We start from the raw sequence: 25,503 nt of genomic DNA, 5'->3' as shown, positions 1-25,503 counted from the left end.
GTGGCAAGTTACCGACAGAAAGGCGAAAAAGGCCGCAAGATTACGCCTCACCGGACAAGCCCGGCTTATCGATGATTCTGCGGTAACACATCACCCCAACCACTTCGCCAGCACCCCGTCTGCGTGAAGCCTCGCATTCACGTTTATCTCGCCGTAACTGGAAAGTTATTTGCCAGCTGGCAACTTTCCTGACGGCATCTCAAATGATTAAATTACTAACACATTGATATCTATACATTCATGTTCTGGCACAGCGATTGCTATTTGACTGTGAGCTGTTCTGTTCCGAATCAAAGGAGATATCATGTCTGACTGTCGTGCTTACGGATTCAATACCCAGATCGTTCATGCGGGCCAACAACCCGACCCTTCCACTGGCGCGCTCAGTACGCCTATTTTCCAGACGTCAACCTTCGTTTTTGACAGTGCCGAACAGGGCGCCGCCCGCTTTGCGCTTGAAGAACCCGGCTACATCTATACGCGCCTTGGAAACCCCACCACCGACGCGCTGGAGAAAAAGCTGGCTGTGCTGGAAAGAGGCGATGCCGCGCTGGCAACTGCATCCGGTATTTCAGCCATCACCACCTCGTTGCTGACCCTGTGCCAGCAGGGCGACCATATCGTTTCCGCCAGCGCCATTTACGGCTGTACTCACGCTTTTCTGTCACACAGCCTGCCGAAGTTCGGCATTAACGTCAGCTTCGTCGACGCCGCCAAGCCGGAAGAAATCCGCGCGGCCATGCGCCCGGAAACCAAAGTGGTGTATATCGAAACGCCAGCAAACCCAACGCTCTCGCTGGTTGATATTGAAACGGTCGCCGGGATCGCCCATCAGCAAGGCGCATTGCTGGTCGTGGATAACACTTTTATGTCGCCCTACTGCCAGCAACCTCTGCTGTTAGGTGCCGACATCGTGGTGCACAGCGTGACCAAGTACATCAACGGCCACGGGGACGTGATTGGCGGTGTGATTGTTGGCAAGCAGGAATTTATCGACCAGGCACGATTCGTCGGGCTGAAAGATATCACCGGCGGCTGCATGAGTCCGTTCAACGCCTGGCTGACGCTGCGCGGCGTGAAAACGCTGGGCATCCGAATGGAGCGCCATTGTGAAAACGCGTTAAAAATTGCCCGCTTCCTGGAAGGGCATCCGGCCATTACCCGCGTGTATTACCCTGGCTTGCCTTCACATCCGCAGTATGAGCTGGGTAAACGTCAGATGAGCCTGCCGGGAGGAATTATCAGCTTCGAAATCGCCGGCGGCCTCGAGGCTGGCAGACGGATGATCAATTCTGTAGAATTGTGCCTCCTCGCGGTCAGTCTCGGTGACACCGAAACCCTCATTCAGCACCCAGCGTCTATGACACATTCGCCCGTTGCGCCAGAGGAACGGCTTAAAGCAGGTATTACCGACGGACTTATCCGTCTTTCTGTTGGTCTTGAAGATCCAGAAGATATTATTAACGACCTTGAACACGCCATCAGAAAGGCAACATTCTGACTATTACGGCTTGAACCGATGCAGATCGGTTCAGGCCGTTGAGAATCAAGGCACAACAGCCTGGCTATACACGTAATTCCTTTTCAGGGGAGAGCGTGTATTTTCGGCAGGGGGTTCTATGCAGGACAACACATTACAATTAAGCAACACTACAGCAACCGCCGCATCCTTCTCAACAAAGCTACCTTTTACAAAATACGATTTTGGTTGGGTATTACTCTGCATCGGCATGGCAATTGGCGCCGGAACGGTGCTGATGCCGGTACAAATTGGTTTAACCGGTATTTGGGTATTTATTGTCGCCTTTATTATTGCTTATCCCGCCACCTATATTGTGCAGGATATTTATTTAAAAACGCTCTCTGAAAGTGAAACCTGTAATGACTACACCGATATTATTAGTCATTATTTAGGTAAGAACTGGGGCGTATTTCTTGGCGTCATCTATTTTCTGATGATTATCCACGGCATCTTTATTTATTCATTATCGGTTGTTTTTGACAGTGCATCCTATATCAAAACCTTCGGACTCACCGATGCCGATCTTTCGCAGTCAATTATCTACAAAGTCGCAATTTTTGCGGTGCTGGTTGCCATTGCTTCCGGCGGAGAAAAGCTGCTGTTCAAAATCTCCGGCCCGATGGTGGTGGTAAAAGTTGGCATCATCATTGTGTTTGGCTTTGCGATGGTCCCGCACTGGAACTTTAATAATATCAGCGCATTCCCTGAGGCGGGCGTCTTCTTCCGCGATGTCCTGCTAACCATCCCGTTCTGTTTCTTCTCGGCGGTGTTTATTCAGGTACTGAACCCCATGAATATCGCCTACCGCAAACGGGTGTCAGACCGGGTGTTGGCTACGCGCATGGTCATTCGTACCCACCGCATCAGTTATATTACGTTGATTGCAGTCATTCTGTTCTTCTCATTTTCCTTTACCTTCTCTATTAGCCATGAAGAAGCGGTCTCAGCCTTCGAACAAAATATTTCCGCACTGGCGCTGGCGGCTCAAGTTATCCCAGGACAAATTATTCACATCACCTCCACGGTGTTGAATATTTTTGCCGTACTGACAGCATTCTTCGGTATTTATCTGGGATTCCACGAGGCTATGAAGGGTATTATTCTTAACGTACTGGGTCGTGTTATCGACGTTGAGAAAATTAATCCATTGGTTCTGACGCTGGGGATTTGCGCCTTTATCGTCACCACGCTGGTGATTTGGGTGTCGTTCCGCGTATCAGTACTGGTGTTCTTCCAGTTGGGTAGCCCGCTTTACGGTATCGTCTCGTGCATTATTCCGTTCTTCCTGATTTATAAAGTCACACAGCTGGAAAAACTGCGCGGGGTAAAAACCTGGCTTATCCTGCTGTACGGAATGTTGCTGTGCCTGTCACCACTGTTGAAGCTGATTGAATAACAAATTAAATAACCCGATGACAGCGCCGTCAGCCCTGACGGCGCTTACTCCACGCTCTCCAGCTGATAGCTACGGATTTTATTCAGTACCGTGGTATGCGACACCCCCAACGCTTTGGCAATATGCCGCGATGAAACATTCTCATCCATCATCTGCTCTATCAACTGACGCTCAGCGCATTGAACCTGCTGTTTAAAAGGCTGTCCACCGCGGGCCTGATTAACTGAGGTTATACTCGCGATACCCAAATCCTCTCGGGTAATCACATCAGATTCTGCCATCAACATCAGACGAATAATGGTGTTTTCCAGTTCGCGCACGTTCCCCGGCCAACCATGATGATGCATCGCATCAAAGCAGCCTTTATCCAAAATTAACCGGCGCTGAAATTCTTTCGCATATTTCTGCACAAAATGGCGGATCAGCAGGCTGAGATCCTGCGGGCGTTCCCGCAACGGAGGAATAGTCAGGGAGAGGACGTTAATTCGATAATACAGGTCGGCGCGCAGCAGGCGTTGTTCGACCATCTCTTCCAGATTGGCGTTGGTCGCCACAATAATACGCACGTTAACCGGAATAATCTGCGCCCCGCCCACGCGGCGGATCCCGCCATCTTGCAGTACTCGCAGTAATTTGGCCTGTAAATTCAGCGGCATCTCACCAAATTCATCCAGGAAAAGGGTGCCTTTATCCGCCATTTCAAACAGCCCTTTTTTGCCTTTACCGTCCGCACCGCTGAAGGCGCCTTTTTCGTATCCGAAGAATTCACTCTCCATCAGCGACTCGGGTAATGCAGAGCAGTTAACCGGAATAAATGGATAAAAGCTACGCTGGCCAGAGTTATGAATCGCTCGGGCCAGCAGCTCTTTACCGGTGCCGGTTTCACCGCGGATCAGGACGGTATACTTGCTGTCCGCAATTCTGATCGCTTTTTCGATCAGTGCCTGCATGCTCTGGCTGCTGCAAATAATGTCTGAAAAATAGCGTGGGCGTTCCACTTCGGGCATCGACAGTTCGCTTATCTCTTCGCAAAAGTAAGCAACGTTAATAATATCGGCACGCTGACTTAAACTGGATTGCACGCAGGAAATATCCTGCAACTGACGACACCAGGATTTAATCAGGATCCGGCCTGCCGTCACTTTCATTGAGATGATATTGATATCACAGCAGGAAAACTCCTTCAGGACATCCTCAACCATAGACAGGCGATCAATTGTTTTAATATCCCAGCGTATCGTGACCACATTTGCTCCAAGTAGTTAGCAACTGCGAAGTAGATATTTCGGTGACGCTCAAGAATCTGACTACATTCTAGACGCTGTGGAATAATGTTCTGCCAATGGACTCACATTGTGGAAGTAAAAACGAAATATAAAAAAACCGGAGCACAAGGCTCCGGTTATTGGGTCATAACCCACGCTTATTGCTGCGGATTCTCATCCTGGTCTACGGCAAAGCACGCCACCAGCTGACCGCCGTAATCTTTAAGCTGCGGCTGTAGCTGGGTACAAGGACCAAAACGACGGCGGCAGCGGGCGTTGAACGCGCAGCCCGGCGGTGGATTCAGCGGGCTTGGCAGCTCGCCGGTCAGCTTGATGCGCTCACGACGGTCGTCCGGGTTCAGACGCGGCGTCGCAGAGAGCAGCGCCTGGGTGTACGGATGGCGCGGATTGTTGAAGATCTGATCTTTGGTCCCTTTCTCCACGCAGCGACCTAAATACATCACCATCACTTCATCGGCAATATGTTCCACTACCGACAGGTCGTGGGAGATAAAGACATAGGACAGCCCCAGATCCTGCTGCAGATCCATCATCAGGTTCAGCACCTGCGCACGCACGGAAACGTCCAGCGCGGAAACCGGTTCGTCGGCAATCACCACGTCCGGGTCAAGCATCAGACCGCGGGCGATGGCAATACGCTGACGCTGACCACCGGAGAACATGTGCGGATAGCGGTCGTAGTGCTCGGTTTTCAGACCCACTTTCGCCATCATCTCCAGCGCTTTTTCACGACGCTGCTCTTTGCTGAGCGAGGAGTTGATCTGCAGCGGCTCCTCCAGAATCTGCCCCACTTTCTTACGCGGGTTCAGCGAGCCATACGGGTTCTGGAACACAATCTGGATTTTCTGCCGACGCAGCTTCTGCGCCTGAGGGTCATGCTTGAGCAGATCCTGCCCCTGGTAATACAGCTCTCCGCCGGTCGGAACTTCAATCATCGTCAGCAGGCGACCCAGCGTTGATTTCCCGCAGCCCGACTCGCCAACCACCGCCAGCGTTTTGCCACGCTCTAAGGTAAATGACACGCCGTCCAGCGCTTTAACCAGGCGCTCCGGGGCGAACATCCCCTTCTTCACCGGATAGTGTTTTTTCAGGTCAATTGCCTGCAACAATGGCTGTTGCGAGGTGGCCTCGTGCGTACTCATAGTGTGGGCCTCCCGGCATCATCGAGTGGGTAGTGGCATTTCGACTGGCGACCTTCGCCCAGTATGTTCAGCTCCGGCTCTACGCTACGGCATTTGTCCGTGGCATACGGACAGCGCGGGTTCAACAGACAACCGTTCGGGCGGTCGTATTTACCCGGCACCACGCCCGGCAACGAGGCCAGACGCGCTTTATCCTGCGCAAACTCCGGCAACGCACGCAGCAATGCCTGGGTATACGGATGGCGGGGCGCGCGGAAAATATCGTGTGCAGCCCCGGTTTCCACCACCTGACCGGCATACATAACGATGATTTTGTGTGCCGCTTCTGCCACCAGCGCCAGGTCATGAGTAATCAACACCAGCGCCATATTTTCTTTCTGCTGAAGCTCCAGCAGCAGTTCGATGATCTGCGCCTGAATAGTCACGTCCAGCGCGGTTGTCGGTTCATCGGCAATCAGCAATTTCGGACGACAGGCAATCGCCATGGCGATCATCACGCGCTGACTCATACCTCCAGACAACTGGTGCGGATACACATCAAGACGTGAAGCCGGGTCAGGAATGCCCACCAACGTCAGCAGGTCAATCGCCCGCTGAATACGGGTTTTCTTGTTGCCACCCTGATGCACCTTAATGGCTTCCATAATCTGGTAGCCGACGGTGTAGCACGGGTTGAGGCTGGTCATTGGGTCCTGGAAAATCATCGCCACTTCAGCACCCACCAGCTGGCGACGCTCTTTTTCAGAGATGCGTTTCAGGTCGCGGCCGTTAAACTCAAGGCTTTCCGCCATCACGCGGCCGGGGTAGTCAATCAGCCCCATAATCGCCAGTGAACTGACGGACTTACCGGAGCCGGATTCCCCGACAATCCCCACCACTTCGCCCTGGTTCACACTGTAGCTGATGCGGTCTACGGCACGGAATTCGGCGCCAACGTCGCCGAAATGTACAGATAATTTGTCTACATTTAATAACGCCATCTCGAACCTCTTACTGCTTCAGTTTGGGATCGAGCGCGTCACGCAGACCGTCACCCATCAGGTTAAATGCCAGCACCGTCAGCAGGATCGCCAGACCCGGGAAGGTCACGACCCACCAGGCACTTTGCGCGAACTGCAACACGTCGGAGAGCATAGTGCCCCATTCCGGTGTTGGCGGCTGCGCGCCCATGCCCAGGAAGCCAAGCGCGGCCATATCGAGAATGGCGTTAGAGAAGCCGAGCGACGCCTGAACAATCAGCGGCGCAAGACAGTTAGGAAGAATATTGACGAACATCTGGCGCATCGCACCGGCACCCGCCACGCGAGAGGCGGTGACGTAGTCGCGGTTCACTTCCACCAGCACGGCGGCACGTGTCAGACGCACATAGTGCGGCAGCGCCACGAACGTCAGTGCCAGCGCCGCATTACCTATCGATGGGCCAAATACCGCCACCAGCACCAAGGCCAGCAACAGGCTCGGCAGTGCCAGCATGATATCGACCACTCGCATGATGACGTTATCAACGATGCCGCCGAAATAACCGGCCACCAGCCCGAGAATCACGCCCATCAGCAGCGAGAGCACCACCACCAGACAGCCGACCAGCAGCGACAGGCGTGCACCGTACATCAAGCGCGACAGCACATCGCGCCCTACGTCGTCAGTACCAAACAGATGCGCCCGCGAGCCGCCTTCCTGCCACGCAGGAGGTGCCAGCAGCGTATCGCGAAATTGTTCCGCCGGGTTATAGGGCGCAATCCAGTTGGCGAAAATTGCAATAAACAGCACGATGACCACATAAACGAGGCCAACGACCGCACCTTTGTTGCGTTTAAAATAGTGCCAGAACTCCTGCAACGGGGTCATCGGCACCGGTGCAGCAATAACTTTATTTTCAGTAACCTGTGACATGATGGCCCCTTACTTCTTATGCCGAATACGCGGGTTCACCACGCCGTACAGCAGGTCTACCAGCAGGTTGACGAGAATAATCATCGTCGCTACCAGTAATACACCGCCCTGCACTACCGGATAATCACGGCGTTGCAGCGCATCAATCAGCCAGCGCCCCAGACCCGGCCACGAGAAAATGGTTTCGGTCAGAATAGCCCCAGCCAGCAGCGTACCGACCTGCAGACCGATAACGGTCACCACAGGCAGCATGGCGTTGCGCAGAGCATGAATGACGATCACGCGCATCCGCGTCAGCCCCTTGGCGCGCGCGGTACGAATGTAATCTTCGCCCAGCACTTCCAGCATTGACGAACGGGTCATACGCACGATAACGGCCAGAGGAATGGTGCCCAGCACCATCGCGGGCAGGATCATATGCGCCACGGCATCAATGAAGTTACCCTCTTCACCCCAGATGGCGGTGTCGATCAGCATAAACCCGGTCAGCGGGTTGGAGTCATCAAGGAACACCATGTCGCTCACCCGCCCGGAAACCGGCGTCAGGTTCCACTGCACGGAAACCAGCATGATCAGCATCATGCCCCACCAAAAGATAGGCATGGAATAACCGGTCAGTGCCAGACCCACAGCGGTGTGATCGAAAATGGAACCACGCTTAACCGCGGCGAGTACGCCAACGGGAATCCCTACCGCGGTGGCAAACATCATGGCGCAGACACCGAGTTCCAGCGTCGCTTTAAAGCGCGGCACGAACTCTTCCCACACCGGCAAGCGGCTTTTTAACGAAATGCCTAAGTCACCATGCATAACCCCCCAAATGTAATGGAGGTACTGCTGCCACATCGGTTTATCCAGACCGAGTTCAGCCAGCAGTTGAGCATGACGCTCAGGGGAGATCCCACGTTCACCCGCCATGATCATTACCGGATCGCCGGGGATCATATGGACGAAAGCAAAGGTGAGAAGAGTGATACCGATAAACGTAGGGATGACGAGTCCCAAACGTCGGAGAATGAACTGCAACATAACCCGGATTCTCTCTAATGACGCACGGCCTGGAACCGTGAATCTGTATTGCTCACAAATCTTATCCCACGCAAACTGCATCGTGGGTAAAGCATTACGCCGGATGGCGCTGCGCTTATCCGGCCTACACAATACCGGGGCGCAGCGCTTCCTTAATTGCTTTTAATTATTCGACAGAGACGTTTTCGAAGTGGTGTTTGCCTAATGGATCAACCACATAGCCTTTGACTTCTTTACGCACTGGCTCATACACGGTGGAGTGAGCAATGATCAGCGCAGGCGCCTGGTCATGCATCACTACCTGAGCTTGTTTGTAGAGTTCAACACGCTTGTTGTGGTCGTCGGTCGCGCGGGCCGGTTGAATCAGATCTTCAAACGGCTTGTAACACCAGCGAGAGTAGTTGGAGCCGTCTTTCGCTGCCGCACAGCTGAACAGGGTGGCGAAGAAGTTATCCGGATCCCCATTGTCCCCGGTCCAGCCCATCATCACCGCCTGGTGCTCACCAGACTTGGCACGCTTGAGGTACTCGCCCCACTCGTAGGTGACGATTTTGGCCTGGACGCCAATTTTCGCCCAGTCCGCCTGGATCATTTCAGCCATACGGCGTGCGTTCGGGTTGTACGGACGCTGTACCGGCATCGCCCACAGTTCAACGGTGAAGCCTTTGTCCTGGCCCGCTTCTTTCAGCAGCGCTTTGGCTTTTTCCGGATCGTAGCTGTAGTCTTTAACGTCGTCGTTATAGCCCCACATGGTTGGCGGGATCAGGTTCTTGGCTGCAACGCCTGCGCCCTGATATACCGCTTTGATGATCGCTTCTTTGTTCACCGCGTAGGTCAGCGCCTGACGCACTTTCACGTCATCGAACGGTTTCTTCTCGGTGTTGAAAGACAGGTAACCCACGTTCAGGCCCGCCTGCTCCAGCAGGTTGAGGTTTTTATCCTGCTTCATGCGCGCGATGTCAGCCGGGTTCGGGTACGGCATCACCTGGCACTCATTCTTCTGCAGTTTGGCGTAACGCACGGATGCGTCAGGGGTGATGGAGAAGACCAGACGATCGATCTTCGGCTTGGTGCCCCAGTAACCTTCGAACGCTTTATACAGAATGCGCGAGTCTTTCTGGTACTGCTGCATCTGGAACGGACCGGTACCGATTGGGTTCAGATCCACTTTCTCCGGGGAGCCGGCTTTCAGCATGTTGTCGGCATATTCTTTGGAAAGAATAGACGCGAAGTCCATCGCCAGATCTGCCAGGAACGGTGCTTCCGGGCGGGTCAGTACGAACTGGACAGTGTTATCGTCGACTTTCTTCACTTCACTGATCAGATCCGGCAAGCCCATCCCTTCGAAGTACTCATAGCTGCCACCAGAGACTTTATGGTACGGGTTCTGGGCGTTTTTCTGGCGGTCAAAGGAGAACACCACGTCATCAGCGTTGAAGGTACGCGTCGGTTTAAATTCTTTATTGTCCTGCCACTTCACGCCCTGACGCAGGTGGAAGGTATAGGTTTTACCGTCTTCGCTGATTTCCCACTTCTCAGCCAAGCCCGGGATCACTTCAGTCGTACCGGTTTTGAACTCAACCAGGCGGTTATAGATCGGTACTGAGCTGGCATCATAGGTTGTGCCAGAAGTGAAAAGCTGTGGGTTAAAGCCTTCAGGAGATCCTTCTGAACAATAAACCAGAGTTTTAGCCTGTACGCTTGCTGCGACGGTCATAGCCACCAGGCTCAGACCAAGCTTCAGCATCCCTGACTTCTTCAAGGAAATACTCATTCTTCTGCTCCAAATGTGATGTTTGTTGTTTTACCCTTTGCAGTGGGTTTGCACCGCCTGGCCTTTTTTGTTTTTTACCCGGCCGGGTCGGCGTTAAGAGGATGGGGATTCCGTTCACATAAGCGACTGAGTTGCAGTGCGGATTCTCCATGAAATGCCCCTCATGCCCTACAATCTGTCAACAGAATGTGAAAACGTCAATACAGGTAACCGTGATTTACGCCAACGGTGAGAATTCGCAAACAAAGATTAAAAAAAGTGCAGAGGGGCATTTTCAGCAGGGAAATTTGTGCTACGCGGCCTATACCAGAATAAATATCTTCATATTTAGCAACGTTTAGTGATTAACATTTATGCAAAATGTGAAAAATTTCTTAATGAATGCTGCATATCTGAGCGATTAATACCATGAACGTTAAAGCGCACAGCGGAAAATGCTAGGTTCAGCCATAAGTAACGCAAAAAAAGATTCAAGCAAATATAAAAAAAGACAATGGAATATGTCACAGAATCGTTAACAGACAGTGGGAAGTGGTACACAATTTTTGCAGGCGAAATGAAGATGAAACAGGGAAGCAGCCCGTAGGCCGGATAAGGCGTCTGCGCCGCCATCCGGCGATGCAGACTCCCACGCGCTTTAATTGCCTGATGGCGCTGCGCTTATCAGGCCTACAAATCCTCTCGGCTTCAAATGCAAAAAGCCCTGCTCATAGAGCAGGGCTTTAAATTTGGTCGGTGATAGAGGATGACTCGCCACTACGTGGCTCGCCCTGCGGGCCGTTGCTGACGCAACGTTCTCTCGCTCCGCTCGAGTCGAACCCCTTGCCCCCGGAGGTTCTCATCCTCGTGAATCCCGGAAAGCAAAAAGCCCGCTCAAAGAGCGGGCTTTTCTAATTTGGTCGGTGATAGAGGATTCGAACCTCCGACCCCTTCGTCCCGAACGAAGTGCGCTACCAGGCTGCGCCAATCACCGAATGCGGGGCGCATCTTACTGCTCAGGTGCGCGCCCGTCAATCCCTTCGTATCAAAATGCCATTCGATCGGCGAGAAAGTCAGCAGGCCGGTTACTGCGCCGCGACTTTCTGCCCGCCCGGAACGTTGCACCAGTTATTGTTCTCATTTATACCGCCGTTTGGCGAGGTATAACCGAGGCAACCCAAAATGGTGTCATACAGTTCCACATGACGGCGCGGGACCTTCATATCCGCCTCTTGCTTCAGGTGAGCAAACGCCTTCGCATGATCGGGGTCTTCCAGATACTTATCCGACATCCACACCATCATCGGCACGCGGAACTGCTCTGGCGGCGCCATTTTACGCGGCGTACCGTGCAGGTGCTCACGTTCGTTAATAGACTCACCGTGATCGGCGGCATAGAACACTATCGCTTTCTTATCGCGCAGTTGATCAAACACTTTGGTAATAAAGTGATCGACATAGGTCACCGAGTTGTCGAAAGAGTTAATCATCTGTTCTTTCGAACAGCCGCTATCGACATCCACACACTCAGGCTTCCACTGTGCATACTCGCGAGTGTAGCGCTGCGTGTAGTTAAAGTGTGAACCTTTGGTATGCAGAATAATCAGGCGCTTACCGCTGTCATTCTGCTTTAAGGATTGCTGCATTTCGGTAATCAGCAGCATATCGTCAACTGTTTTGCCACGGTTACGCGGCTCTGCGCCAATTTGTTCACGATAGGCGATGTTTTCCGCCATGGTATTACTGTAGAACCACATCTCGCTTTGCATCGCGTAAAGGTCTGTTTTAAACCCTAACTGACCGAGTACGGAAAAAACGTTTTGTTCTTTCAGCGTCCGCTGTGGGTTTTCTTCCGCACCACCTTGACGTACAAACATGCAGCGCAGCGACAACTTGGTCGCGGTATCACATGAATACCCACGGAATGCCGCCAGGTTTTTCTCCTGAGCCAGTCTTGGTGTGGTATTTCGCTCGTAGCCAAAAATCCCCATATGATCCCAGCGCGTGGTCTCACCAATAATAAACACCACGTAGGTGTCATCGAGATTCTTGGGGGCAACATAAGTGAATTTTTTCGCCGGGTTCATCAGCGATTTGTTGTCTGAGGACTCATCAACCTGCGCCCAGGCATACAGCCCTAACGCGGAGAGCCAGTTTGACGGCAGATAGGAGTTTGCCACGACGCCGCCGTAGCTGGGTAAATCGATGCCGGTTTCACGCTCGACGGATCTCTGCTGCATGCTGAGCAGACGAATCGGCGCCCATACCATGATCCCCGCCAGCAAAACGACCGCCACATTGCGAAATCTCATACCTGGCGTGCGCAGCTGTTTTATCAGGGTGTAGCGACAACGGTTATTCCAGATTAAGAGCAACGGCAAAATACTGACCGAAACCAGCCACGCAATAAAATGCCAGCCCACAACTTCCTTCGATAAATCAATATCGGTGGTCATAACCGAGGCAATAATGCCGTAACCGATCACCACGTTCAGGAAGGTCATATAATAGCTGGCACCTGCGGAACACAGCACCACAAAGGTTGCCAGTACACGCCAGGCGCGTCGGCCAAATAAAGAGAGAAGACGAAGTAAAAAGAAGGTTGCCAGCACCGCGCCAGCTAATTCAACAACCGCAGAGATTCCTTTCCAGACGGTGAACTCGTACGCATATCCGCTAAAACGACGGTAAAATACAGCGGAGTTCATAAACAGACCGATATAGATTGCCAGCAAGAGACTGAGCTTCTGCTGCGTCATCGACTTAATATATCTCATCAATAAAACCTGGAAAACGGGATAAAAAGCCCTACTTACAGTCAGTTAGACCGGGCAGGTGAAAGATGCGACAACGGCAGAGTTTGAAATGTCTACGGGCGCGAGTAAGTAGACCACAGGTAAACGCAAAAGTGCTTATAGAGAATGAAAATGGCGCATATATTTTTGTAAATATATGCGCCAGGTATTAATGACACCACTAATAGAATCAGGCGTGCGCCTCGGTAAATACGCTACGCTGAGGCTGACGAATGGTGGTAGACAGCGCCAGCGAGATGATTAACAGCGCGAAGATGACACAGAAGGTCACGTAAAAACCGCCAAACAGGGAAGCGATGATGGACCCACAGATGCTGCCAATCCCGAAGCCCAGATAGATAACCCCATAGTTTTTAGCCAGATTATTCAGGCCAAAGAACTCACTGACCAAGGACGGGAATACGGTAATCGTACCGCCAAAGTTAAAGGCAACGCAGGCAATCGCCGCGAAGAAGGTCGCTTCGTTCAGCGGTGCGAATAGCAGCGCCGCCATACCGACCAGCGAAACAACCTGACCAATGGTGATAACGCGAATACGGGAAATCTTGTCGGACAGGATGCCCAGCACCAGACGGCCTGACAGGTTAGCGATGGAAATCACCGTCACCGCATTGGCCGCTGTCGCCACATCCATATGCGCCAGAGTTTGTGCAATATCTTTTGCCACACCAATGACATACAGCCCACTCATACACGCGGTCAGGAACATCACTGCCAGCATCCAGTACTGTGGTTTGCGCATAGATTGCGCCAGAGTGTAGTCGTTCTCGACCACGCCATTCACCGTTTTAACTTCCTGATTTGGTGCATCTTTCATCAGCGTAGAGCCAAAGACGATCATCACCAGCACAATGGCACCCCAGATAACAAAGGTTTTCTCCAGCCCGACGGTTTCCAGCAGATGAGTGTCGATAAACTTGAAGCCGAGGCTTCCGAGGCCATAAGAGCCGATAGCAAAGGCGGAAATCAGCCCTTTACGCTCAGGGAACCATTTTACGCAGTTGGACAGCGTTAACAGGTAGCCCGCACCATCCGCCAGGCCCACCAGCACACCCGCACTCAGCCACAGCATAATCAGGCTGTCAGAGTGTGCGGTTAAGAAGAAGCCCACGCCCAGCAGGATACCGGATGCCATGGTGACGCGTTTCACGCCAAAACGTTCCTGAAGTTTCCCGGCGACAGAAGAAGAAATCGCCAGGCCCAGGCTTAACAGGCCAAAGGAGAAAGCCACCTGGCTGACCGGCGCATCCAGCTTTGAAGAAAGCGCGCCATTGAACAGGCTCCAGGTGTAAACCGAACCTAAGGCAAATTGGGTAATGATGGTGCCGATCAGGGTCAGCCACCGGGTACGCTGATAATCAGAAGTTTTCATGGCAGTATTCCTGCATAAGCAAAATGGGAAATTCTCTGCCAACAACCATACCGAAGTGCATTTATGACGAGGGGAAAACGGCATGAAGTGCCATCAGAACGGAATGAAATGCCTGGATTGCGGAATGAATGACGAGACAAAAAGTGAGAGGACCGGATTTTTTCACACAAGTGAGTACCCGCTATCACTGAGATGCGTGTGATTATTGATTCTAATTAGTTACGGAGTTGTTTTATTTACGCATGTTCGCGTTAAAATTTAGCGCTTACTCCCATGGTGTACATATAGTCACTGTTATTGGTGCTATTTTCCGCCTGAGAGAGCGCAGCATAGGCCGCCATATGCGGATTGAGCAGCATATCAGCCCCCACGGTAACATCCAGCCAGTTGCCGTCCTGACTCGCCGCGGACATCCGGCTGAGGCCCGATTGCGCCTTCCAGATATTCTCGCCAAACTGCTGGTTATAGCTGATTTGCGCCCACGGACGCAGATCGCCAAACTGCGAATTAACCCGCCAGCCTAAGGTGCTAACGCTGGCATGCCATAACGGATCGGTCTGCGTGACGGACGTCGCACTGTCGCCAAACTCGTTATAGGTGGACGTTGCCGAACCGTCATAATGTAGGGCTGCAATCGGGCCGGTCGTCACTTGTCTGGACACGGGGAAATTCCAGCCCATACTCATACCGCTGGTCGTATCCAGCGTCGTTTGGTCCGCCAGGTTCACCACCGGACCCGCCACGCTCTTCGTGGAACGAATGCGTTCTTCAAGTATGTCGTTATAGCGTGGTTGGTGATCGCTGTCCCATGTATAACGTTCAGCCGTATGACCTGACATAGCATCAACGATATATTCTTGTTGCCAGCCATAGGCCGTATGGGTAGACAGCGCACAGACCACGACGCTCACCAGAAGGCTGAACCTCTGGCGACCACTACTGTTTCTTATAATCATCAACGCGACTCCAGAAAAGAGCCGAATTCGGCGATATTATTGTCATTGTGTGAAGGATATCGGGCACATTAGGCCCTGTATTAAATATTGTCTTTTTAGCGGGCGCGTCAAGGCGAGCCGAATGAAATTTTTACGCCAGTAAAAACAGCGAGGAAGAATATGCAGCGTTGCGGCTGGGTCAGTCAGGATCCACTATACATTGCCTATCACGACAAGGAGTGGGGTGTCCCCGAAACCGATGGTCAAAAGCTGTTCGAGATGATCTGTCTGGAGGGGCAGCAGGCGGGGTTATCGTGGATAACCGTCCTGAAGAAACGGGAAAACTATCGTCATGCTTTCCACCATTTCGATCCCGTCGCCGTTGCCGCGATGACCGAAGATGATGTCGAAAGGCTGGTGCTGGATGCCGGTATTATTCGTCATCGAGGGAAAATTCAGGCCATTATAGGCAACGCACGCGCCTACCTGGCGATGGCGCAAAACGGCGAACCGTTTAGCGAGTTTGTCTGGTCGTTCGTTGATCATCAACCGCAGCTGACGCGCGCCGCCAGCCTGAGCGACATCCCCACCTCAACCCCTGCGTCTGACGCGCTCTCAAAAGCGTTAAAAAAGCGCGGCTTTAAGTTTGTCGGCACCACCATCTGTTACTCCTTTATGCAGGCATGCGGGCTGGTCAACGACCATGTCACCGGCTGTATTTGCTACCCGGAGGGTCAACATGATTCGCCAATCAACGCCTGACGATCTGGCACCGATTCTGGCGCTGTGGATGGATAGCACGATTTATGCTCATCCGTTTATTGAAGAACGCTACTGGCGTGAGAGTGAACCCATCGTACGCGATGTCTACCTGCCCGCAGCACAAACCTGGGTATGGGAGGAAAGCGGCCAGCTCAAAGGCTTTGCCAGCGTGATGGAAGCGCGCTTTTTGGGCGCACTGTTTGTTGAACCTACCGCCATCAGAAGCGGGATCGGCAAAGCGCTGGTGCAGCATGTCCAGCAGCGCTTTTCGTTACTCAGCCTTGAGGTTTATCAGAAGAACCAGTCGGCGGTGAATTTCTACCATGCGCTGGGTTTTCGTATTGAAGACAGCGCATGGCAGGAAGAGACGCATCACCCCACGTGGATTATGAACTGGCAGGCGGATCAAACGCCGTAAGCGCCAGTGCGGGCCCGGTGTACTTTTCCAGCCACGCCAGCGCGGTGTTGCCCGCGCAGCCATTCCCCAGCTTCGAGCTGGGGAGATCGCAGGTCAGCACATTCACCGCGCCATTCTTACAAATACCCCCTGCGGACAGGTCCAAATCTGGCCAGGCGCCCTCGTGAATACAAATCACGCCCGCTTTGATGCCTGTCGTCACCACCGCCCCGGCCAGAATTTGCCCGCGATGATTCCACACCCTGACCGTGTCGCCATCGGCAATCCCCCTCGCCTTTGCATCCTGCGGGTGAATGGTCACCGGCTCGCGATCCGCCACCGCGTACTGCTCGCGTAACGTGCTGTAATTCAACTGGCTGTGCAAACGGTGCGCCGGATGGGCCGACAGCACCTGTAATTGCTCGGGCTCAGCATTGCCGAACCATTCATCCGGCGCCAGCCACATCGGGTGCCCTGCACAATCCGCGTAGCCGTAACTTGCAATCTTCTGCGAGTAGATTTCGATTTTGCCGCTGTCAGTTTTCAGCGGATGCGCCTGCGGGTCACGGCGAAAATCAGCAAAGCGAATAAACTGCGCGTTGGCGGCACTTTCCGGCATTTCGATAAGCCTGTTGGCCTGCCAGAACTCGGCAAAGGGCGGCAACGTCACCTGCTGGCTGGCCCCGCGCTGCCCGGCAATCTTGTAAAAGGTCTCCAGCCATTCCAGCTCGCTTTTGCCTTCCGTAAACCGTTCATACCCGCCCTGCTCCCAGCGCTCGCTGAGTTCAGCAAAAACATCAAAATCATTACGCGCCTCATCGCGTGCCGGCACAACCTGCTTCATCGGTACCAGATGCTGATTACTGTAATCACCGGTCATGGTGAGGTCGTTACGCTCAAAAGAGGTGGTGGCGGGCAAAACGATATCGGCATGCTTCGCCGCCGCAGTCCAGAAACACTCGGAGATCACCACCAGCTCTGGCTTTTGCCAGGCGCGAATCAGACGATTGGTATCCTGATGATGGGTGAAGTTTGCCCCGCCCGCCCACCAGAGAAAACGGATGTCCGGGAAATGGCGGTCCATACCGTTGTGTTGGTAGAACCCTCCGGGGTTTTCCAGAGCCTCAACGATGCGCGCAACCGGGATTTTATCCACCGCATCGGTGCCACCTTTTACGCTCCCCTGCATGGAGGCGAGCACCGCCGCGCGACGCGTCGGATTGCCGCCGTTAGCAAAATGATAAGAGAGACCAAAACCACCGCCAGGCGTGCCAATTTGCCCGAGCATGGCGGCCAACGTGACGATCATCCAGTGCTTTTGTTCACCATACTGCTGACGTTGCATACCCCACCCGGCCATCAGCATAGTGGTGTTTTGGTGAAATATTTCTGCCAGTTCACGTATTTTCGCCGCAGGAACACCACAAATCTCCGCAGCCCACTCTGCCGTTTTGGCGACATCATCGGATTTCCCCACAAGATAGTCGGCAAATCGTTCATAACCGGTGGTACAGCGGGCAAGAAACGCCTCGTCGTGCCAGCCGTTTTCCACCAGCGTATGGGTAATGCCGAGCATCAGGGCGACATCGGTACCCATATGCGGGGCGACCCACTCCATTTTGTCACCAAAGAAATCCACGCTCTCCGATCGCATCGGATCAATGCAGATCAGGCGTTTACCGCTGTTGCGTAACGCCTCAAAGTACGCGAGCCCCTGCTCATCAGAGGCGTTCCAGGCAATCTTCAGGGTGTTGAGCGGATTCGCGCTCCAAAGCACCACCACGTCGCTGTGCTCCAGTACGACGGGCCAACTGGTCTGCTGCTGATAGACTTCGTTCCCGCCCACGACGTACGGCATGATGGCCTGCGCCGCCCCCGTTGAGTAATCCCCCAAATGGCCGGTATAACCACCCGCCAGCGCCATATACCGCTGCAGCAGGGTCGCGGCCTTGTGTAACACACCGTTCGAACGCCAACCGTACGAACCGGCAAAAATGGAGGACGGACCGTAACTGTCGCGAATGCGCTTATGCTGGGTATGGATCAGATTCAGCGCCTCATCCCAGCTGACACGGACAAACTCATCCTGCCCGCGCACACCCTGTGGAGCCTCCGGCGAGGCCAGAAAGCCTTTACGCACCATCGGAAAACGCACCCGCGTTTTGCTGTGTACCTGATCGCGCACCACGGTCTGCAACGAATTGGGCTGTGAAGTGGGCAATGCGCCACGCGAGGAGAAAACCGTGTCGCCATCGGTTTCAACAAGAATGGGTCCCCAGTGGGCGGCGGTTAATACCGAGTAATGTGCGGGTGAATTAGCCAAGATGGCGCTCCTGAATGCGATGTGACGGCTTATTTATTATGCCGTTCAATGTTACTTACAAATTTCAGAGTCTTCCCTGGAATTTTCTTCATGTTCACACGTCATAATCAACCGCCACAGTCGCTGTGGTAAAGAATAAAAAAGTCATTAAGGAATTAAGATGAAGAAACGTGTATTTGTGATTGCTGCCATCGTGAGCGGCGCCCTGGCGGTTTCTGGCTGCACAACAAACCCTTATACCGGTGAACGCGAAGCGGGTAAATCCGGCATGGGGGCGGGCATTGGTTCGCTGGTGGGTGCGGGCATTGGCGCGCTCTCCTCGTCGAAGAAAGATCGCGGTAAAGGCGCGTTGATTGGCGCAGCCGCAGGGGCCGCCGTGGGTGGTGGTATCGGTTACTACATGGACGTGCAGGAAGCAAAACTGCGCGAAAAAATGCAGGGAACCGGCGTGAGCGTGACGCGCAGTGGCGATAACATCATTCTGAATATGCCCAACAACGTCACCTTCGACAGCAGCAGCGCCAACCTGAAACCTGCCGGGGCCAACACCCTGACCGGCGTGGCAATGGTGCTGAAAGAGTACAATAAAACCGCAGTCAACGTATTGGGCTTCACCGACAGCACCGGCAGCCAGGATCTGAACATGCGTCTGTCACAGCAGCGTGCGGACTCCGTTGCCAGCGCCCTGATCACTCAGGGTGTAGAAGCTAACCGTATCCGCACCCGTGGAATGGGCCCGGCGAATCCAATAGCCAGCAACAGCACCGCGGAAGGTAAAGCACAAAACCGCCGCGTAGAGATCACGTTGAGTCCAATTCAGTAACGTTTTGTGCCGGAGACAGGGTGCGCCTTATCCGGCATGAAGCACTTGCCATCGTTGATTTTCACGATAAGGTGTTCACACTAAATTCAGGGAAATCAGCGATGAGCAAATCAACACGTGCCACCATCAGCGATGTGGCGAAAGCCGCAAAAACGGGTAAGACCAGCATTTCACGCTACCTCAACGGTGAGAAGCATCTGCTTTCCGACGCGCTGTTGGCCCGCATTGAACACGCCATTGCCGAACTCGACTATCGCCCAAGCCTGATGGCACGAGGCCTGAAGCATGGCCGTACCCGCCTGATAGGCCTGATTATCGCCGACATTACCAACCCCTACTCCGTTAACGTGTTAAGCGGTATCGAAGCTGCCTGTCGCGAAAAAGGCTTTACCCCGCTGGTCTGTAATACCAACAACGAAGTGGACCAGGAGCTGCATTATCTCGATCTGCTGCGCAGCTATCAGGTTGAGGGGATTGTGGTGAATGCCGTCGGCATGCGCGAAGAAGGGCTGAACCGCCTGCAACAGTCTGCACTACCGATGGTGTTGATTGATCGTAAAATTCCGGATTTCGCCTGTGATATGGTCGGTCTGGATAACACCCAGGCGGCGACAGTTGCCACTGAGCACCTGATTGAACAAGGCTTCGAAGCTATTATGTTCCTCAGCGAGCCGTTGGGGATGGTTAACACCCGACGCGAACGTCTAACTGCTTTTCGCGCCACGCTGGCGCGATACCCCGGCGTTATCGCCGAAAATGCCGAGGTTTCGCTGGCGGAAAATACGCAACTGGATGACACGCTGCGTCAGTTTCATCAGCAGCATCGCGGAATGCGTAAGGCCGTTATCTCTGCCAACGGCGCGCTCACGCTGCAGGTGGCCCGCTCGCTGAAGCGTATTGGCCTCAACTGGGGCAGCGACATCGGCCTGCTCGGTTTTGACGAACTGGAATGGGCCGAACTGGCTGGCGTCGGCATCACCACCCTGAAACAGCCCACCTGGCAGATTGGCTATACCGCCGTCGAGCAGGTTGTACGCCGGATCGATGGTAAATCGGATGCTGTTCAGGAACAGGTTTTCTCCGGTGAGCTGATCGTTCGCGGGTCTACCGCCCGTTAAATTTCCTTCGTGATGGTGATCATAAATTCGGCATCATAGTCTTTTCTTTGGAACCGGTTCCATCTAGCGTTATAGCAAGAACGCACGATTTGGAGTTTCCATGAAAAGAAAAATTATGGTGGTCACCGCCGCTTACGGCTACGACCAGGTGCATGCAGCTGGCGGGCAAACTGCCATGCTGCCTATTATTGCTGAAGCCGGAGCTGACGGCGTTGAAATCCGCCGCGAAATGCTGAGCGACGCCGAGCTTAAAACGCTGCCAACCCTGGCATCCGCGATTGAAATCTTCGGCCTGCTGGCCTGCTACTCCGCGCCAGAACCGCTATTTCTACAAGATGGTCATCTCAATCCCCACCTGCCGGCACTCCTTCAGGAAGCCCAAACGTTGCAGGCGTTATGGTTAAAAGTCTCCCTGGGTCATTTTTCCCATACTCAGCAATTCGACACACTACGTGAGTGGCTCAACGACAGCGGTATGGAACTGGTGGTCGAAAACGATCAAACGTCCTGCGGACGACTGCAGCCTATGCTGCACTTCAGGGATGCCTGCCAGAAGCAGGATCTGCCGGTATCCCTGACCTTTGATATGGGCAACTGGCTGTGGGTCGGCGACTCCCCCGAAGACGCCGCGCAGGCGCTCGCCTCAACCGTGGGATATATCCATGTGAAGGCCGCCACTCCGCATCTCGACAGCTTCCGTGCCATTGCGCCCGATCGGGCAGACCCGCGCTGGCTGGCACTGTTAAACACGCTGCCCACGGACGTCCCGCGCGGCATTGAATTCCCCCTGGAAGGGCACGATTTAGCGGCGGTGACCCGTCACTACGTCGAACTGCTACGCGAGGAGTAACACATGAAAAATTCACTGGATGTCGTCACCATTGGCGAAGCAATGACGATGTTTGTCGCCACGCAAACCGGCGAACTGGCGGATGTAGAGACATTTATCAAACGGGTCGCGGGCGCAGAGCTTAACGTGGCAACCGGCCTTGCTCGTCTGGGCCTCAAGGTCGGCTGGGTGAGTCGCGTAGGTCACGACAGTTTTGGCCGTTTTATTATTAAGTCGCTGGCAAAAGAAGGGATTGATGCGCAGGGAGTCACTCAGGATGGACGCTACGCAACCGGCTTTCAGCTGAAATCTAAAGTCGAAAATGGAACCGATCCCATTGTGGAATATTTTCGCAAAGGCTCAGCCGCCAGCCATCTTGGCATGGAGGATTATCACGAAGCGTACTTCTCCAGCGCACGCCACCTGCACCTGAGTGGCGTGGCGGCAGCGCTGTCCGCCAGTTCTTACGAACTGCTGGCCCATACCGCCCGCACCATGAAAGCCCAGGGAAAGACTATCTCATTCGATCCCAATTTACGCCCGGTGCTGTGGAACAGCGAAGCGGAGATGGTGGAGAAACTCAACCGACTCGCATTCCAGGCCGACTGGGTTCTGCCGGGGTTAAAAGAGGGCATGATTTTAACGGGACAACAGACGCCTGAAGGCATCGCCGACTTTTATCTGCGCCATGGCGTGAAGGCAGTGATTGTTAAAACGGGTGCCGATGGCGCCTGGTATAAGGCAGCCAACGGCGAGCAGGGCTGCGTCGCACCGGTGAAGGTCGACAACGTGGTCGATACCGTCGGCGCGGGCGATGGCTTTGCGGTCGGCGTCATCAGCGCCCTGCTGGAAGGGCACTCACTGCATCAGGCGGTGACCCGAGGCAATAAAATTGGCGCCCTGGCCATACAGGTTCAGGGCGACAGCGAAGGATTACCCACACGTGAACAATTAGCGGAATAAACCCCCGGCCCACTCTGTACCCTACATACAGAGGCGGCGTAACAGCATAACCAGAGGGCAGTCTATGAATAGCTCAACCAATGCAGCAAAACGCTGGTGGTACATCATGCCAATCGTGTTCATCACGTACAGCCTGGCGTATCTCGACCGCGCGAACTTCAGCTTCGCCTCCGCCGCAGGCATTAACGAGGATCTTGGCATTACCAAAGGGATCTCTTCCCTGCTGGGTGCCCTGTTTTTCCTCGGCTATTTCTTTTTCCAGATCCCAGGCGCAATTTACGCCGAGCGCCGCAGCGTACGAAAACTCATTTTTATCTGCCTGATCCTGTGGGGCGGGTGCGCCTCGCTGACCGGAATGGTCAGTAACATCCCCATGCTTGCCGCCATCCGTTTTATTCTTGGCGTCGTAGAAGCCGCCGTCATGCCCGCGATGCTGATTTATATCAGCAACTGGTTTACCAAATCCGAGCGTTCACGCGCCAACACCTTCCTGATCCTCGGTAACCCGGTCACCGTGCTGTGGATGTCCGTCGTTTCGGGTTATTTGATTCAGGCGCTCGGCTGGCGTGAAATGTTCATCATCGAAGGCTTTCCGGCCGTCATCTGGGCGTTCTGCTGGTGGGTGCTGGTCAAAGACAAACCTTCCCAGGTGGGCTGGCTGACGGAGTCAGAAAAAAGCGCGCTGCAGGCACAGCTGGAACAAGAGCAGCAGGGAATTAAAGCCGTGCGTAACTATGGTGAGGCTTTCCGCTCACGCAATGTGATCCTGCTGTGTATGCAGTATTTTACCTGGAGTATCGGCGTTTACGGTTTTGTGTTGTGGCTGCCGTCAATTATCCGCAGCGGCGGCGCGAATCTCGGCATGGTGGAAGTGGGCTGGCTTTCATCGGTCCCGTATCTGGCCGCCACCGTCGCGATGATTTTGGCCTCATGGGCTTCCGACAAACTGCAAAACCGTAAGCTGTTTGTCTGGCCGCTGTTACTGATCGCCGCGTGTGCCTTTATCGGCTCCTGGGCCGTTGGCGCTGACCACTTCTGGATGTCTTACACCCTGCTGGTGATAGCCGGTGCGGCGATGTACGCCCCGTATGGTCCCTTCTTCGCCATCATTCCTGAAATGCTGCCGCGTAACGTCGCCGGGGGCGCCATGGCGCTGATTAACAGTATGGGCGCGCTGGGGTCATTCTTTGGCTCCTGGTTTGTTGGCTACCTCAATGGCACCACCGGCAGCCCGTCCGCCTCGTACATTTTTATGGGGGTGGCGCTTTTTGTCTCAGTGTGGCTAACTCTGATTGTTAAGCCTGCTAATAATACCTGCATTCCGGTTGGCGCACGCCACGCTTAAATTTTAACTTACGGAGATTCGCATGAAGCCGTCCATTATTCTCTACAAAGCGTTACCTGACGATTTACTGCAGCGCCTGGAAGCACATTTTTCGGTGACTCAAGTCCCTAACCTGCGCCCGGAAACGGTCGCACAGCACGCGCAGGCCTTCGCCAGTGCGGAAGGTCTGCTGGGCTCCAGCGAAACCGTCAATAGCGCCCTGCTGGAGAACATGCCCAGGCTGCGCGCAACCTCAACAATCTCCGTAGGCTATGACAATTTCGACGTCGAGGCGCTTAACGCCCGTAATGTCTTACTGATGCACACCCCAACCGTACTGACCGAAACCGTGGCGGATACGATAATGGCACTGGTGTTAAGCACGGCTCGCCGCGTAGTCGAGGTGGCTGAACGCGTGAAAGTAGGTGAATGGACCAAGAGCATCGGGCCGGATTGGTTCGGCACCGATGTACATCACAAAACGTTGGGGGTTGTCGGTATGGGCCGCATCGGCCTCGCACTGGCACAACGCGCCCATTTCGGCTTTGGCATGCCCATTCTCTACAATGCACGCCGCCAGCATAAGGAAGCGGAAGAGCGCTTCAACGCGCGCTACTGCAATCTGGATACGCTGTTGCAGGAATCGGATTTTGTCTGTCTGATCCTGCCGCTAACGGATGAGACTCACCATCTGTTTGGCGCCGCGCAGTTCGCCAAAATGAAGTCCTCCGCCATTTTCATCAACGCTGGACGTGGCCCGGTCGTGGACGAAACCGCACTGATTGCCGCCCTGCAAAGCAGGGAGATTCATGCCGCCGGTCTGGATGTGTTTGAGCAGGAACCGCTGCCGGTAGACTCTCCGCTGCTGTCGTTACCAAACGTGGTGGCGCTACCGCATATTGGTTCGGCAACCCATGAAACCCGCTACAACATGGCAGCCTGTGCGGTAGATAACTTAATTGATGCACTGCAAGGGAACGTCGAGAAGAACTGTGTGAATCCGCAGGTAGCAGGATAAAAAAATGCCGGGTAGCGCTACTGCGTACCCGGCATTCTGTATATCGTTATTCCCTGAATTACTGGGCTGCGTTCACCGCAGCAGTCCAGGCTTGATTAAATGCCTGATGCTGGGCTGCCAGCGGGCCAATCAGCGTGTTGTACTGGCTTGCCTGTTGTGAGGTCGGGAACTGGATACCGTTCGCCACAAAGCTCACCTGCGTATCCTGCTGCGCGATAAAATCACCCACCTGTACCAGTTGCTGCGTAAAGATTTGCGCGGCAGGAATCAGCGGCTGTAGCGCCTCTGACGGAGCAGTCACGACTTTGCTGTATACCTGATCAAAGACGGGTTTCAGATCCTCGCTTTGCTTCAGCGCACCACGTGCGGCATCGGCCTGCAGCTTCGCATTCTGCAGCTGTTGCCCTAACACGCCCAGCGCACCATTTGCCTGACGCAGCGGTTCACGCTGGGTCACGTAATCCTGAGGAACACGGATGGCATTTACGCTATCCACAACCGGGCGCAGACCGGAGTCCATCGCCTGATTCACCTGCTGTGAATAACCATAAAGAATCGCGTAATCGGAGACAAACGGGCCAAACTGTTTTTTCTGATCGGCGGTCAGCGTCGGTAAACGCTCTCCGCTACGCATTGCAGTATTCTGCAGGAAATCGACAAACGCTTTGCGTTGATCGCCTTCTTTATCAAAACACCCACTCAGGCCAACTACCATTAAGAGCGCCAAAACAGGCGCAAACCAGCGAGAGCAGGACTTACCTGTCGCCATTTTAATACTCCTTCACCCAAAAATGCGCACAAC

Annotated in this window: 22 protein-coding genes, 1 tRNA gene and 1 other RNA gene; 10 read left to right on the top strand and 14 right to left on the bottom strand. The window is 53.9% G+C overall.

Annotated features, from left to right (window positions below; all coding sequences use genetic code 11):
• The first annotated feature begins 304 nt into the window (after positions 1-304).
• On the top strand, positions 305-1,501 hold the full coding sequence (gene megL, locus M2374_RS15555; RefSeq protein ID WP_096759168.1) for a methionine gamma-lyase: 1,197 nt from the start codon (positions 305-307) through the stop codon (positions 1,499-1,501).
• Between the two features lie 118 nt (positions 1,502-1,619).
• On the top strand, positions 1,620-2,918 hold the full coding sequence (locus tag M2374_RS15550) for an amino acid permease (RefSeq protein WP_096759167.1): 1,299 nt from the start codon (positions 1,620-1,622) through the stop codon (positions 2,916-2,918).
• Between the two features lie 44 nt (positions 2,919-2,962).
• Here M2374_RS15550 and M2374_RS15545 read toward each other — a convergent pair whose 3' ends face one another.
• The 12 genes from M2374_RS15545 to M2374_RS15490 all read right to left on the bottom strand — a co-directional run bounded on the left by M2374_RS15545 (position 2,963) and on the right by M2374_RS15490 (position 15,165).
• Positions 2,963-4,165 (bottom strand): sigma-54-dependent Fis family transcriptional regulator, encoded by a 1,203-nt coding sequence (locus M2374_RS15545; protein ID WP_146718143.1) that lies wholly within the window; start codon positions 4,163-4,165, stop codon positions 2,963-2,965.
• 176 nt (positions 4,166-4,341) lie between these two features.
• Positions 4,342-5,346 (bottom strand): dipeptide ABC transporter ATP-binding subunit DppF, encoded by a 1,005-nt coding sequence (gene dppF, locus M2374_RS15540; protein WP_115257215.1) that lies wholly within the window; start codon positions 5,344-5,346, stop codon positions 4,342-4,344.
• Positions 5,343-6,326, bottom strand: a complete 984-nt coding sequence (gene dppD, locus M2374_RS15535; RefSeq protein WP_096759164.1) for a dipeptide ABC transporter ATP-binding protein — start codon at positions 6,324-6,326, stop codon at positions 5,343-5,345. Before dppD ends, dppF begins: the two co-directional genes overlap by 4 nt.
• Before the next feature lie 10 nt (positions 6,327-6,336).
• Positions 6,337-7,239, bottom strand: coding sequence for a dipeptide ABC transporter permease DppC (gene dppC / locus M2374_RS15530; protein ID WP_259155262.1), 903 nt, complete (start codon positions 7,237-7,239; stop codon positions 6,337-6,339).
• Positions 7,240-7,248: 9 nt separating this feature from the next.
• Positions 7,249-8,268: a dipeptide ABC transporter permease DppB gene (gene dppB / locus M2374_RS15525; RefSeq protein WP_096759162.1), complete on the bottom strand. Its 1,020-nt coding sequence runs from the start codon at positions 8,266-8,268 to the stop codon at positions 7,249-7,251.
• A gap of 166 nt (positions 8,269-8,434) precedes the next feature.
• The gene (gene dppA, locus M2374_RS15520) at positions 8,435-10,042 is read right to left on the bottom strand and encodes a dipeptide ABC transporter periplasmic-binding protein DppA (RefSeq protein WP_181688656.1); all 1,608 of its coding nucleotides are present in this window, start codon (positions 10,040-10,042) and stop codon (positions 8,435-8,437) included.
• Positions 9,957-10,193: a hypothetical protein gene (locus M2374_RS15515; protein ID WP_162604169.1), complete on the bottom strand. Its 237-nt coding sequence runs from the start codon at positions 10,191-10,193 to the stop codon at positions 9,957-9,959. Before M2374_RS15515 ends, dppA begins: the two co-directional genes overlap by 86 nt.
• Before the next feature lie 578 nt (positions 10,194-10,771).
• A non-coding RNA gene (locus M2374_RS15510) (RtT sRNA) lies at positions 10,772-10,904 on the bottom strand.
• Positions 10,905-10,938: 34 nt separating this feature from the next.
• Positions 10,939-11,015 (bottom strand) — tRNA-Pro (locus M2374_RS15505).
• Between the two features lie 91 nt (positions 11,016-11,106).
• Positions 11,107-12,798, bottom strand: coding sequence for a kdo(2)-lipid A phosphoethanolamine 7''-transferase (eptB, locus tag M2374_RS15500; protein ID WP_117342512.1), 1,692 nt, complete (start codon positions 12,796-12,798; stop codon positions 11,107-11,109).
• Positions 12,799-13,006: 208 nt separating this feature from the next.
• Entirely contained in the window at positions 13,007-14,209 is a 1,203-nt protein-coding gene (locus tag M2374_RS15495) for an MFS transporter (protein ID WP_096759157.1), read from the bottom strand.
• A gap of 251 nt (positions 14,210-14,460) precedes the next feature.
• Complete coding sequence (locus M2374_RS15490; RefSeq protein WP_137399638.1) at positions 14,461-15,165, bottom strand: autotransporter outer membrane beta-barrel domain-containing protein; 705 nt, start codon at positions 15,163-15,165, stop codon at positions 14,461-14,463.
• A 159-nt stretch (positions 15,166-15,324) separates the two neighbouring features.
• On the opposite strand from M2374_RS15490, the gene tag reads away from it, so the two are divergent.
• On the top strand, positions 15,325-15,906 hold the full coding sequence (tag, locus tag M2374_RS15485; protein WP_096759155.1) for a DNA-3-methyladenine glycosylase I: 582 nt from the start codon (positions 15,325-15,327) through the stop codon (positions 15,904-15,906).
• A complete protein-coding gene (locus M2374_RS15480; protein WP_096759154.1) occupies positions 15,884-16,324 on the top strand; it encodes an N-acetyltransferase in 441 nt (146 codons plus the stop codon). Before tag ends, M2374_RS15480 begins: the two co-directional genes overlap by 23 nt.
• On the opposite strand, the gene M2374_RS15475 is transcribed toward M2374_RS15480, so the two are convergent.
• Complete coding sequence (locus tag M2374_RS15475) at positions 16,293-18,626, bottom strand: molybdopterin guanine dinucleotide-containing S/N-oxide reductase (protein ID WP_181688655.1); 2,334 nt, start codon at positions 18,624-18,626, stop codon at positions 16,293-16,295. The two genes, M2374_RS15480 and M2374_RS15475, sit on opposite strands and share 32 nt — an antisense overlap.
• Positions 18,627-18,786: 160 nt before the next feature.
• On the opposite strand from M2374_RS15475, the gene M2374_RS15470 reads away from it, so the two are divergent.
• The 6 genes from M2374_RS15470 (at position 18,787) to ghrB (ending at position 24,701) form a co-directional block, all read left to right on the top strand.
• Positions 18,787-19,449: an OmpA family lipoprotein gene (locus tag M2374_RS15470; protein ID WP_045448680.1), complete on the top strand. Its 663-nt coding sequence runs from the start codon at positions 18,787-18,789 to the stop codon at positions 19,447-19,449.
• Positions 19,450-19,550: 101 nt separating this feature from the next.
• Positions 19,551-20,567 carry a LacI family DNA-binding transcriptional regulator gene (locus M2374_RS15465; protein WP_181688654.1) on the top strand — a complete coding sequence of 339 codons (1,017 nt, stop codon included), beginning with the start codon at positions 19,551-19,553 and terminating at the stop codon, positions 20,565-20,567.
• A gap of 100 nt (positions 20,568-20,667) precedes the next feature.
• Positions 20,668-21,417 carry a sugar phosphate isomerase/epimerase gene (locus M2374_RS15460; RefSeq protein WP_181688653.1) on the top strand — a complete coding sequence of 250 codons (750 nt, stop codon included), beginning with the start codon at positions 20,668-20,670 and terminating at the stop codon, positions 21,415-21,417.
• A 3-nt stretch (positions 21,418-21,420) separates the two neighbouring features.
• Positions 21,421-22,359 (top strand): sugar kinase, encoded by a 939-nt coding sequence (locus M2374_RS15455; RefSeq protein ID WP_181624878.1) that lies wholly within the window; start codon positions 21,421-21,423, stop codon positions 22,357-22,359.
• Between the two features lie 64 nt (positions 22,360-22,423).
• Positions 22,424-23,704 (top strand): MFS transporter, encoded by a 1,281-nt coding sequence (locus M2374_RS15450; protein ID WP_115257204.1) that lies wholly within the window; start codon positions 22,424-22,426, stop codon positions 23,702-23,704.
• Between the two features lie 22 nt (positions 23,705-23,726).
• Positions 23,727-24,701 (top strand): glyoxylate/hydroxypyruvate reductase GhrB, encoded by a 975-nt coding sequence (gene ghrB / locus M2374_RS15445; protein ID WP_181688652.1) that lies wholly within the window; start codon positions 23,727-23,729, stop codon positions 24,699-24,701.
• A gap of 58 nt (positions 24,702-24,759) precedes the next feature.
• Here the strand turns inward: ghrB and M2374_RS15440 are convergent, their stop codons facing one another.
• On the bottom strand, positions 24,760-25,470 hold the full coding sequence (locus tag M2374_RS15440) for a DUF3053 domain-containing protein (protein ID WP_096759146.1): 711 nt from the start codon (positions 25,468-25,470) through the stop codon (positions 24,760-24,762).
• Between the last annotated feature and the right edge of the window lie 33 nt (positions 25,471-25,503).

This window comes from Citrobacter sp. JUb117, assembly GCF_024809055.1.
Classification (GTDB): Bacteria; Pseudomonadota; Gammaproteobacteria; order Enterobacterales; family Enterobacteriaceae; genus Citrobacter; species Citrobacter gillenii.
This window is presented reverse-complemented; position numbering and strand designations above follow the sequence as displayed.